This is a genomic window from Butyricimonas synergistica DSM 23225, from assembly GCF_000379665.1.
Lineage (GTDB): Bacteria > Bacteroidota > Bacteroidia > Bacteroidales > Marinifilaceae > Butyricimonas > Butyricimonas synergistica.
Map to the genome: position 1 here is coordinate 1,325,595 of NZ_KB903359.1, position 12,149 is coordinate 1,337,743.

9 protein-coding genes are annotated in these 12,149 nt (G+C 42.3%); 3 read left to right on the forward strand and 6 right to left on the reverse strand.

Annotated features, from left to right (window positions below):
* Positions 1–32: 32 nt before the first annotated feature.
* Complete coding sequence (gene miaA / locus A3CY_RS0105845) at positions 33–950, reverse strand: tRNA (adenosine(37)-N6)-dimethylallyltransferase MiaA (RefSeq protein ID WP_018336972.1); 918 nt, start codon at positions 948–950, stop codon at positions 33–35.
* 151 nt (positions 951–1,101) lie between these two features.
* Here miaA and A3CY_RS0105850 point away from each other — a divergent pair, with 151 nt between their 5' ends.
* The 3 genes from A3CY_RS0105850 to A3CY_RS0105865 all read left to right on the forward strand — a co-directional run bounded on the left by A3CY_RS0105850 (position 1,102) and on the right by A3CY_RS0105865 (position 4,499).
* Positions 1,102–1,623 carry a GNAT family N-acetyltransferase gene (locus tag A3CY_RS0105850; protein WP_026207358.1) on the forward strand — a complete coding sequence of 174 codons (522 nt, stop codon included), beginning with the start codon at positions 1,102–1,104 and terminating at the stop codon, positions 1,621–1,623.
* 62 nt (positions 1,624–1,685) lie between these two features.
* Positions 1,686–3,677, forward strand: coding sequence for a gluzincin family metallopeptidase (locus A3CY_RS0105855; RefSeq protein WP_040371276.1), 1,992 nt, complete (start codon positions 1,686–1,688; stop codon positions 3,675–3,677).
* A 291-nt stretch (positions 3,678–3,968) separates the two neighbouring features.
* On the forward strand, positions 3,969–4,499 hold the full coding sequence (locus A3CY_RS0105865) for a sigma-70 family RNA polymerase sigma factor (RefSeq protein ID WP_040371484.1): 531 nt from the start codon (positions 3,969–3,971) through the stop codon (positions 4,497–4,499).
* A 106-nt stretch (positions 4,500–4,605) separates the two neighbouring features.
* Here the strand turns inward: A3CY_RS0105865 and A3CY_RS0105870 are convergent, their stop codons facing one another.
* From A3CY_RS0105870 to A3CY_RS0105890, 5 genes are read right to left on the reverse strand one after another with little or no spacing between them, the layout of a single operon-like run.
* On the reverse strand, positions 4,606–5,886 hold the full coding sequence (locus tag A3CY_RS0105870; protein ID WP_018336977.1) for a thioredoxin domain-containing protein: 1,281 nt from the start codon (positions 5,884–5,886) through the stop codon (positions 4,606–4,608).
* Positions 5,887–5,944: 58 nt separating this feature from the next.
* Positions 5,945–6,370: a hypothetical protein gene (locus A3CY_RS0105875; RefSeq protein ID WP_040371278.1), complete on the reverse strand. Its 426-nt coding sequence runs from the start codon at positions 6,368–6,370 to the stop codon at positions 5,945–5,947.
* A gap of 11 nt (positions 6,371–6,381) precedes the next feature.
* Complete coding sequence (locus tag A3CY_RS0105880) at positions 6,382–6,999, reverse strand: hypothetical protein (protein WP_018336979.1); 618 nt, start codon at positions 6,997–6,999, stop codon at positions 6,382–6,384.
* Positions 6,987–8,585: a RagB/SusD family nutrient uptake outer membrane protein gene (locus A3CY_RS0105885; RefSeq protein WP_018336980.1), complete on the reverse strand. Its 1,599-nt coding sequence runs from the start codon at positions 8,583–8,585 to the stop codon at positions 6,987–6,989. The genes A3CY_RS0105880 and A3CY_RS0105885 overlap by 13 nt, the downstream gene beginning before the upstream one ends.
* A gap of 11 nt (positions 8,586–8,596) precedes the next feature.
* Complete coding sequence (locus A3CY_RS0105890) at positions 8,597–12,079, reverse strand: SusC/RagA family TonB-linked outer membrane protein (RefSeq protein ID WP_155828196.1); 3,483 nt, start codon at positions 12,077–12,079, stop codon at positions 8,597–8,599.
* Between the last annotated feature and the right edge of the window lie 70 nt (positions 12,080–12,149).

Consider the following 12,149-nt stretch of genomic DNA (forward strand, 5'->3'; position numbering starts at 1 on the left):
TTAAAAAAAAAACGACAATTCAAAATAGGATATCATTTCTCTTGTCGCAACCACATTTCCACTTGTTTCACTTTCTCGTCGAGCGGCATATTACCGTCAAGCCACTTTATATCAAACCCGTCACGTTCCATTTTGCGGAACCACGTCATTTGACGTTTCGCGAATTGATGGATAGCAATATTCAATTGCCCCACCATATCGTTATAACTCAGTTTCCCCGTGAGACAAAGGGTCAGATACTTGTATTCCAATCCATAATATATTAAATTCTCTGGCGGGATACCGCTGTCCAACAATCCTTTCACCTCCTCCAGCATGCCGGATTGCAAACGGGCGTGCAATCGCTCCGTGATGCGCTGGCGGCGACTCTCCCGATCAAATAGCACCCCGACAATAAGCGACCGTATTTCCGGAAACTCGCCCTTCACGGGTTCATGCTCCCGGTAATACTCCGCGATCTCGATGGCACGAATCGCCCGCTTGGCCGTGTCGGTATCCGTCGTATTGTGCAAACTGCGATAGGTTGCCAGTATTTCCGACAACTCCGATAAAGATTTCCCGGACAAACGGGCTCGCAATTCCGGATTCTCGGGAACGGGAGTCATGCGGTACGCTTTCAATATCGACTCCACGTACAATCCGCTTCCCCCGCACAACACGGGAAACACGCCTCGCCCCTTGCAATCATTCCACACCTTCAGGAACTCCTGCTGGTACATGAAAAGATTAAAACGGAACCCCGCATCCACGATATCAATCAAATGATAAGGTACCGGATGCCCCTCGTAAACATACTCACCCAAATCCTTTCCTGTCCCGATATCCATTCCCCGGTATATCTGCCGCGAATCCGCCGATATAACTTCTCCACCCAATTCCGCCGCTAACCGAACAGCCAAGGCTGTTTTTCCTGTTGCGGTCGCTCCCACGATAGTTAATAAATTATACATGAACTACGAACTATTACAATTCTTATTTCTTAACCTGACAAAGGTAATATTTTTTAATTTATTCCTTGATTTAACAACAACCAATGCGGGAAATTGCTATATTTGGAAGCGACAAAATAAACTATACACGATAAATTATAACACAACGACTATGGTAAAGGATGACACAATTCGCTTGAGAGCTCTCGAACCGGAGGACTTGGAATACTTGTACAAATGGGAAAACGATATGGACTTGTGGGAAGTCAGCGACACGCTTACCCCATTCTCCATATTTACTTTAAAAAAATATATTGAGACGTGCCATCTGGATATTTATACCACGAAACAATTGCGCCTGATGATTGAACGCATCGAACCGCAGACCCGCGTGGGGCTGGTCGATCTTTATGATTTTGATCCCTACCACCAGCGTGCCGGTATCGGTATCATGATCCACGACAGTGAAAACCAGAAACAGGGATACGCCACTTCCGCCATCCGCCTGATGATTGACTACTGTTTTGAAACCTTAGGATTGAACCAGATATACAGTAGTGTGCCGAGCGGCAACATCGGAAGCCGAAAGCTATTCGAGAAACTGGGTTTCGTGCAAACCGGGTATCGTAAGAATTGGCTACGCCGGGGGAACGGATGGGAAGATATTGTATATTTCCAACTGCTAAATCAATAAACCAGGCAAGAGGCTGTTCACGACAGCCTCTTGTAGTTTATAAAGTTCATAAACTCAAGATCATGAAACACTCTTTATTATTGGTATGCTTATTTACCGGATTTATCGCGAAAGCCGAAATACCGGAGAAAACTATACAAACCACGATTAACACGATTCAAGCCAAAGGCGGAACAAATAAAACAATGATAGAAGCCGGGGTACGGCAAGTAGCACATCTATGGCAGACACAAGACGGCACGGATGCCGAATTTCAGGAATTTTGTGTAAACAACTTTATCACCACCCCAGCTGAAAAAGAACAAGTGTTCCAAAAAGTAAGCCATTACTTTGAAGCACTCTGGGGACATTTCAACGAGATTTCCCTTCAATTGCAATTGAACCTGCACGAAGACAACGGAGCGCTCCATGATATTGACCCCATGTTCGGCGCATACAGTCCGGGAGCACACCTAATCAATGATTTCTACAATAACAAAATCGGTTTTATCATTGCCCTTAACTTCCCGGAAGTTTCATTACAAGATAAAGAAAAACTAGGTGCAGACCGCTCCGCTTGGGCGTACGCCCGCCTAGGCGACGTGTTCACGCAACGGGTGCCACCAGAATTACTTCAAGCTGGCACAAAAGCGGAAAGCGATGCCGACGTGTATATTTCCAGTTATAATATATACATGGGGCACGTCCTCAATGCCAAAGGGCAAAAACTATTCCCGGAAGACAAAATACTACTTACTCACTGGAACTTACGGGATGAAATCAAAGCAAATTACAATAAAGGCAAAGAAGGACTTGACAGACAGCGCACGGTTTACGAAGTCATGAAACGCATCATTTCCCAGGAAATCCCGACGCAAGTCATTAATTCCGGCGATTATGACTGGAATCCTTACTCGAATACCCTTACTCAAAACGGGATGACAGTCACGGGCACCCCAGAAGCCACGGAACGATACCAACGAATGCTGAATAACTTCCATGCCATGAAGGCTATCGATCCCTATACCGGAAAGAATTTTATCGAACGAAAATTCTCCGGCGAAATGGAGGTATCCGTGGAAGACGTGAAAAAACTGTTCACGCAATTTCTCTCTTCCCCGGAACTAAAGGAAGTCGGTAAAATCATCTCCAAGCGCTTGGGGCGGAAATTGGAAGCCTACGATATATGGTACGACGGTTTTAAACCCCGTAGCAATCTGGATGAAGCCCAATTGGATGCCCAACTCCAGAAACTTTATCCTAACGCCGAAGCATTCAAGACAGGACTCCCCTCTCTATTAATACACTTGGGCTTCACCCCGGAACGGGCAAACGAGATCTGTGACAAAATAGCGGTAGATGCCGCCCGTGGCTCCGGTCACGCGTGGGGAGCCTCCATGAAAGGACAACAATCTCATCTCCGCACACGTATCCCCGCCGAAGGCATAAACTACAAGGGCTACAATATCGCCGTACACGAATTCGGACACAACGTGGAGCAAACGATCTCCATGTATAACGTGGATAATTTCATGATGGCAGGAGTCCCCAACACAGCTTTCACGGAAGCCCTCGCTTTCGTATTCCAAAAACGGGATTTACAATTACTTGGCATCGAGAATAATGACCCCGAGAAGGAGAAAATGGATATTCTCGACAAATTTTGGAGCCTGTACGAAATCATGGGAGTTTCCATGCTCGATATCTCCGTTTGGGAATGGATGTACACCCATCCCGACGCCACGGCAGAACAGCTCAAGGAAGCCACAATAGCCCTTTCAAAAGAAATCTGGAACAAGTATTATGCCCCCGTGTTTGGCAAGCAAGATGAAACCGTACTGGCGGTCTATTCACACATGATCAGCTACCCGCTGTACCTGTCTGCCTACGCCTTCGGACAAATTATCGAGTTCCAACTGGAAGACTATCTTAACGGCAAAAACTTTGCTCAAGAAGTAGACCGTATCTATCGCTTAGGGCGTTTGACCCCGAACGAATGGATGATTCAAGCCACAGGTAGTCCACTAAGCGTGGAACCGTTAGTACACGCTTTACAAAAAGCAATCAAGAAATAAGATCTAAATAATTTATTCCATCACGGTCGGGAAATATTTCCCGACCGTGATTTTATACTCGAATCCCCCCCTGCAAAACAATAAAAATAAACATTCCTCAAATTCAAATCAAAAAACAAAGAATGTTCCGTTTGACAGAACGACTCCCCCAAAAGTTGCAAACTACACCTATCCTGAACTCGCAAATACTCTAAATAAGCCACTCTTCCCCAAAACATTATTTCTAAATTTATTATGCACAAGAATGGTATTTCCATTTTCGGGTGCAATACATTTAGACGCAAACTTGTGATGGAACAACTCGATTCAATTTTGGAAGGGATAAATAACAGGGAAGAGAAAAGTTGGAAGCAACTTTATGCCATCTGTTACAAAAACCTATGTGTTTATGCAGAAAATATCATTAATAATCAAGAAGATGCAAGAGATATTATCCAAGAACTATTCATAAACATATGGTACGCGGAAACACGCTTTCCAACTTCCCTGGAATTATTAGGTTACTTGTATAAATCGACACGAAGAAATTCACTGATTTTCATTAGAAATAAGAGATATCGAGAGAAAATATTACGCCAGATAAGAGACGAAGAAAAAAATTTAAATGATTTTCTTCAAAAAGTAATATGCTCCGATGTATACACTTTATTGTACACTCGTATTACCCAACTTCCCCCCATGCAAAGAAAAATTATTGAATTAAGCATAACCGGACTATCAGGAAAAGAGATCGCCAATACACTCGGAATCAGTGTTAACACGGTAAAAGTACAAAAAAGCCGCGGGATTAAATATTTACGCAAATATTTAAAAAACGAATAAAAGAATGTCGCCCGAATCGAAAGACTCCGAAACCGGGCGACCTCTACTCTCGCTTCTTCTACAGAAAAACGAAATCAACACACTATGCACCACCAAAATACAATCTTCATAATGAATTTAATCTACTTTGAATCATCTTCTGCAATTGTAATCTCATCTGTTCATTATCAATTTCGGCACTCACGATAAACGCTTGATTAAAACATTGCTTTGCTTTTGACTGACTTTTAATTTCTTTATAACAATCACCCAAAATACACAATACCCGGGTTTTCAACTGCGGGGTTATCGAAGAAAAGGTTAACGCCCTTTCCAACCATGGAATTACTTGCGGATAAGCACTTTCAGGTAAGCGCCCTTGATAAAGTGTAAACAAATCTTCGACAGGCATCGTGTAATTATTTACAGTTAAAGCAGTGCCCGCCCCTTCAAAATATCGATTCATTTTCTCGAAAAAGACATCCATATTTTTCCGGTATAAATTATAATACCCGTCTGATAATAAATTAATCGCCTCAAACGCTGATAATTTCCCAAACGGGATATCCCCGTAAACAGCATTCAAATCTCCATTTAACCGTTCTAACTCTTGCTTATACTCCGACCTTCCATCCCGGCAAAGAGAAATAATATAATTATTAAACAACGCTATAATATAATTATCTACCCCACTCTTACCTATCTTTTCTATATATTTCTCGTAATTCGTTACCAAACCGTCAAAAATAAAATCATTTTTCGCTTTCTTCGGATGAAACATCACCAACAAAGAAAAATCTTCCTCGTTTGCCATGTTCTCCAACTTTTTGTTCTTCACGTAGTCATCAAAAAGAGACTCTATACGCACAATCCATTTCTCCCGGTTATATCCTTCTTGGGTGCCAATAAATGCAGGAGCCTGCAAAAGCAACTCCTGGCACAGGTCCAGATTCTTTTTCTCTTTCCTTATTTTCTCGTACAACTTTTCAAAACTCAAAGCCTCACCGCATACCACTTTTGCCTCGTGCAACAAAGCCTCCGAATTTATGGTCCCATTAATCGTGCGGACAACTTCACCTTTCCCATTTATAAACAACAGCGTGGGAAGCACATTTACTTTATACTTCTGCACGATAGTCTTATTTTCTAAAGCCTCCACATTTATCTTCAAACTTAAAAAGTTCTTATTAAAATACTCCCCCACTTCCGGCAAAGTAAAAACCTGACTAGCCATCAATTTACACGGCTGACACCAATCTGCATAAAAATCGACAAAAAGCTCTTTCTTTTCCTTTTTCGCTTTCTCTACCGCCTCCTCAAATGTTCCCTCGAAAAAAGTAATTTGAGCAGAAACCTTCCCAAGCAATCCCAAAAACAGGATCACCAAACTAAATTTTATATATCTCATTGCAATTAAATTTTTAATAGGAGAAAGAAGAACACCTTGCTTTCTCCTATTTTTTTAACTATTCCAACACAAACGTAAATATATCTGTCAGAATTGCCGAATGCCCCTCATTTTCAACTTTCAAAGAAACCGTATAACATCCCTCTGGCGAATCGACCCTTGCATCCACATACATCCGTCCACCACCAATAACCGTCAGGTATTTAGCAAAATCCTCCGCTGCTTCCTGCCCGTTAGGACTTTTTACGCCCACAAGTGAATAACTCAATGGTTCCGTACCTAAAAGCTGTTCAATCTGGGACGTCACCCACGGAATACTCACATCGATATCCGCTTCATCAAGATTAGAGAAACGAGTAATATACAACGTATCTTGCGCATAAGATGCATCATCCGTGAACAAAAAACCGACAGCAACATCACTACATCTAGCAAATATCAATGTCATAAACAACATGACAAAATATAATAGTCCTCTTATCATTTCTATTCATTTTAAATGTACTTAAACTGAAAACTATACCCCAAAGCCTGAACGACGCCATTATTCGTTTGTATGTCTGTCGAATAAATCCTATTAACCGCCGTTCCCCCGCGAGCGAAAAAGTGTAAAGAAATCTCACCCATATCCGGCACTCCCTCGAAAGGCTGTTGATAAGTCCACATGAACAAGCGTCCTCCCAGAGTTCGATACTCCATACCACCGGTCTCTTCTCCCGTATTCTCATCCCTCTTTCCCCTGGGTACATCTGCAAGCATAACACGTTGAGGTATAATCAACTTCGAAAGTGTCTTTTGACAAAATTCCACCGGGATATCGGTCACTCTTTCGTATCCTTTTTCTATCATATACAAACGGATACTGTGATTCGTCACCCCCAAAAAAGTAATTTGCTCGTGCTCGCCTTTTCCTTCAAACAAATCTTTCAATCCTGCATGTTCTATCATGATAATCGTGGAATCCCAATCATACGGTTGCGTGTGTAAATATTCCCACATAGAGCAATCATGAACACCATTTGCCAATTCTCCTTCATGATAATTCCACTTCGTGCATGATCCCAATAACACGATCAATGCAACTCCTTTTAATAAATATATTATTTTTGCCATTGCCAATAAGTATTTTGAGTCATCAACGTATTTTTAGTAAACGCACCCACGCCAACCGGCGCATACAACGCTCCATTTTTCACATCTTGATCTGTAAGAGTCTTGAAATTACCATACAACAACTCTTGCCAATAACCGTTACGAACGATATCAAAATAATATTGTCCTTCACCGAAAAGCTCGCGTCTTCGTTCATCAAAAATTTCACGCCGCAAAGACTCTTTATCCTTCGGACCCGAGTAATCTCCCAATTCCGCACGATATCGAACCGTATTTAAATCATTTACAGCCGTTGCCATCTCCAAATTCACGCGGCACTCCGCTCTCAACAAGATCAAATCAGCCAATCGCCAAATGACCCAATCGCCATCCGTCGCAATAACGACTTCACCAGCCCACGACGTCACCTCTTCACTCGTCTGGATTATCACGTCTCTCCACTTGGCTAAATGCGCATAAGGGGTAACCTCACGTCCCACCTCGATCATATCCCAAGTCTCCTCGTCGTACTCAAACACGGGATAAGTCAATTCACCCAACTGGTACCAGAATTCTCTCCGACGGGCATCCTCTTCTTCCGGATAAATGCTTTTCACCGTCTCCACGGTAATCTTAACGTATTCATCCCAGCTATCATTCACGATATTAGCAATTTCCGCTTCGTCAAGCGTCGTGTAAGGATAACTCATCAACATCTGTCCCGGCAACTCGGCTTTCAATTCGCTCCACCACTTGCGATCAACATCCAAAGGATCGTTATCAATACAAAAAATCGTCTCCACGCTATTCCGATTCATACCGAATACGTTTGAAATCAAACCATCCATGCTCTCCAACTCGTACACGCCGCATTTACCGTTGATCACTTCCGACGCGTGCCGTTCCGCTTCTTCCCAATACTCTCTTTCATGAGTCAAACCTCCTAACCAAGCATAAATATTCGCCAATAACGTGTTTACTGTTCCAAGGCTCGCGTATTGCTTGGAAGTAATCTTACTCCCTTTAGCATTAATCAACTTATCATGAGTAGGAAGCGTTAATGCCAATTTCGCCTCTCTCAACGCTTCGTTTAAAACCTCCAACGCCGGTTTCTTACCCTCCGGTTCAATGGATTCCGAACTTTGGGTAATAGGAACATCTCCCCAAATTTGAGCTAACCGAAAATAAGTAAGAGCTTTGGCAAAATGAGCCTGCCCTAACCAAAACTCCTTCCGCTCTTTTGAAATATTCTCAAAACGGTACTCATTTTCAAGCATCACGTTCGCCAGGTAGATCACGTTATAAAATCCTCCCCACTCTATATCCAACGTCATACTCTCTTCATCCAAATAAGTGAACGGATCCAACTCGCGGTATCCCTCGTAATACCCCCCGAGATTATCCGCATCAATTGAAATATAAAAATAGGGCTGAGTCCCCATGCAAACCGACTTCATGGAAGTTAAGACACCATTATACATCGCTTCGACTTCACTCTCGTTCTTGAAATAATTAACGAAAGTCACCGAATCCTCCGGCTCAACCGTCAACCAGTCATTACATGAAAGTAATGGAACAAACAATAATAATATTAATAATTTCTTCATTGGGCTACATTTTAAAAATTAACTGTCAATCCAACCGTAAATTTCCGGGGTAACGGATAAGAATTCAAATTATCTTTCCCACTCGTGGGATCTATCAGTTCCGGATCCAGCCCCGAATAATTGGTCAACGTGAACAAATTCTCTCCCGTGACAAAAACACGCACCCCGGATATACCGATTTTCTTCGCGATATTCTGGTGCAGATTATAACCTAATGTCAATTGCTTCAAACGTATAAAACTTATATTCTCTATATCACAATCATACAATCCGTTATATTGATTCGGCTCGTAATAGTATTGAGCTTTAGGATAATCCGCTTTTTTAGAATCCGTCCCATTCCAAATATTCACGTCATTCATATCAACAAACAAGGGTCTTCCCGACGAGGAAGGCGCTAACGCCACATCGTCATAAAGTTTCAACACGTGACGCCCCAAGGAATAATTGAAAAATATATTCAAATCGAAGTTTTTCCAGCGTAACTCATTTATCCAACCGCCATGAGCCATAGGTAGAGGACTAGCTGCATAATACATATCTACATCCTGCTCGATCCTTCCGTCTCCATTCAAATCGAGAATCCCTCGGCTACCCGGCGTAAACACAGCATGCATGGCATTCCCGTATAACGGTTGAGCCTCTCTTTGCGCGTTATAATAAACAGGCACTTCATCAAACGAATTATAAAAACCATCCGTTTTATACACTTTCAACTGGTGCAAAGGCTTACCTATCACTTGTTGTTGAAAATCAAAGCCATCCGCACTCTTTTCAAAACGATTCCAATTACGGGAAAGATTATACTTCATTCTCCATTTTACTGCCGTGTTTCTCAAAATATCCGCTTCCAATTCCAACTCTATACCTTGATTCGAAACAGCCATCCCATTTTGCCACTGAAAACCATGGTAATAAATATTACCCGGCAACTCGATCTGGTTCAATTGACCTGTCGTATAACGATAATAATAATCAACCACCAAACGCAAACGATAATCGAAGAAACTCAAATCCAAACCTAAATCATATTGATCTGTTTCTTCCCAGCTCAATCTCTTATTAATAACACCTCCTCTAATATCAGGAACCATACCGGCAGAACCATGGAACGTTCCATTTGCCATCAACAGACCTTGTGACAAATAACGTTGCCCGAACTTTTGCCCGGAAGTACCCCAGCTACCCCGAATCTTTCCAAAACTCAACCAATAAAACGGTTGCATAAAAGCCTCATCCGAAAATACCCAACCGATTGCAAAAGCCGGAAAAGTCGCCCAACGTACATCTTCCCCGAACACGGAAGACCCATCCCGGCGAACAGTCGCCTCGAACATATACTTCTCTCTGAAATTATATGTCAAACGCCCGAAATAACTATTCATACGCTCCTCCGAAAAAGAAGATTCATACTCAAACGCGGACTCGTAGAAAGGATCTCCCTCTCCTGACACATTCGTGTTATTCAACCCGTAATTGCCACCCCATCCGGTTCCCACGTAATGTACTTTATCATTGGGACCGTTTTTCCCGGTTCCCTTATTACTGAAAGACTGATCTTTTTGGAATGACAACCCAAGCATAACATCAAAATTATGCTTATTCAAATAACTAAAGGAATAAGTCAATAAATTCTCGTTCAATAAAGACAAATCTCTCGAAATTGTCCCTTTTGAAGTCGAAAAGTTCGTGTATTGATCCAAAACAGATGGCTTAAAGGTATTCTGATTCTGTTGATTATAGTCGACCCCAGCAGATACCTTCAAATGCAAATTACGAATCAATTCGTAATCAAAAACCATATTATAACGCAAAGAATAACTTTGGTTTTTCTCTGAAACCTCATTCAACTTCTCAGCCATGCTTTCCCCGAAAGCACCGCCTCCAGGCAATAAAGTCGATGTCTTTTTCGGATCAGAACTCACTGATTCAATCTTCGTGGCTCCGCTCCCCGCATTACTACCCCGGCTACGGTCACTGTAAGTAAGTCCCAATTGAGTATCCATACGCAAACGCTTTGTCGGAAATGCAGTCAAATTAGAAATCACGTTAAAACGCGTGAATCCAGTATTTATAACAATACCCTCCTCATCATAATAACCGGCACCCACGATATAACGTACGTTATCATTACCACCGGAAGCCTGAACATTAGCATTAATCACGTTTGCCGTTTGATAATTCAACCGATACCAATGAGTTGAATTGTTATAAAAAGCATTCAAACTATCTTGCAAAACAATGGCATCCTGACGAGTATATGCAGTCCCCCAAAACCAATCGTACATCGGACCATTCGGTTTGCGAAGATTCACCACCTCTTCATAAGAAGTCGGCATCTTCCACACTCCATCGGATGCCTTATAAGCCAACACCGTATTGCGCAAAGCATTCAAATGATACATTCTCTCGTAACTTCCCCCGTACTGCACCGGTGCTTTAGGTAACCAAGATGCGGAATACGATACATTCGCATTAAACTGGGCTCTACCGGCACGTCCCTTCTTCGTGGTAATCAAAATCACTCCGTTACCGGCACGAGAACCGTAAATCGCGGCGGAAGCCGCATCCTTCAACACTTCAATAGACTCAATCATAGAAGGGTCCAAATCAGACAAAGTATTCGCCCCCGTAACTGCCGAAGTAAAAGATTGCATCGGTATACCGTCAACCACATACAAAGGAGTACCGTATCCCCGGTCTGATCCCTCTCCATCCACGAACAACGAATTGTAACCGCGAATAGCAACGATCGAACCGCCACCACCAGGAGAACCGGAAATATTACTTACCTCGACTCCCGCCATGTGACCTTGCAACAAATTCTCCAAACTATGCGTCGGCAATTCCTTCAAATCATCCCCCTTCACGGAAGATATAGCACTAATCACCGTACGTTTCTTTTGGGAACCGTAAGCAACCACCTGCACCTCATCCAATCCGGATATATCCTCCTGCATCTTCACAACCAACAATTTATCAGCCGAATAAGCTACTTTTTGAGTCTTAAAGCCAATAAAAGAAAACACGAGATAACCTTTTTCTTTGGGTAACGGCAATACAAAATACCCTGCTGTATCCGTTGCCGTTCCCACCTGAGTACTATCCAGCATCACGGTAACCCCGGGCATGGGAACATTCTTCTCGTCAACAACCTGCCCCTTGATGATATACGTTTTTCTCTTCTTATCCTCCACTGCTGCCCGGATAATCACCACGTTGTCATCATAAGAAAATGTCAAACCTAACGAAGGCAACCATTCCTTCAACACTTCATCCAAAGACTTATTTTCCACCTTCAAACTCACCTTCCCTTTTTGTTGTATCATCTGATTATTATACAGAAAATCACAACCGGATTGTTGACCGAGTTCAGTAAAAATTGTCTTCAAAGAAACATTCTCCATCTCCAGATTAATCATCAATTGCTGCGAATAAACATTAGCCTGCACCGAGATGAAAAAGACAAATTGAAATAGACAAAACAATTTCATAAAGATTAACATTTTCCGAACAGGAATCTTGTACAAAGCCCTTATTCGAATTCGACTTTTTTGCATACTT

Excerpts from the sequence above, each read along its gene's own strand:
- A3CY_RS0105870 (WP_018336977.1), bottom strand. The coding sequence starts at position 5,886 with ATGAGATATATAAAATTTAGTTTGGTGATCCTGTTTTTGGGATTGCTT.
- A3CY_RS0105875 (WP_040371278.1), bottom strand. The coding sequence starts at position 6,370 with ATGATAAGAGGACTATTATATTTTGTCATGTTGTTTATGACATTGATA.
- miaA (WP_018336972.1), bottom strand. The coding sequence starts at position 950 with ATGTATAATTTATTAACTATCGTGGGAGCGACCGCAACAGGAAAAACA.
- A3CY_RS0105885 (WP_018336980.1), bottom strand. The coding sequence starts at position 8,585 with ATGAAGAAATTATTAATATTATTATTGTTTGTTCCATTACTTTCATGT.
- A3CY_RS0105880 (WP_018336979.1), bottom strand. The coding sequence starts at position 6,999 with ATGGCAAAAATAATATATTTATTAAAAGGAGTTGCATTGATCGTGTTA.
- A3CY_RS0105855 (WP_040371276.1), top strand. The coding sequence starts at position 1,686 with ATGAAACACTCTTTATTATTGGTATGCTTATTTACCGGATTTATCGCG.
- A3CY_RS0105865 (WP_040371484.1), top strand. The coding sequence starts at position 3,969 with ATGGAACAACTCGATTCAATTTTGGAAGGGATAAATAACAGGGAAGAG.
- A3CY_RS0105850 (WP_026207358.1), top strand. The coding sequence starts at position 1,102 with ATGGTAAAGGATGACACAATTCGCTTGAGAGCTCTCGAACCGGAGGAC.
- A3CY_RS0105890 (WP_155828196.1), bottom strand. The coding sequence starts at position 12,079 with ATGAAATTGTTTTGTCTATTTCAATTTGTCTTTTTCATCTCGGTGCAG.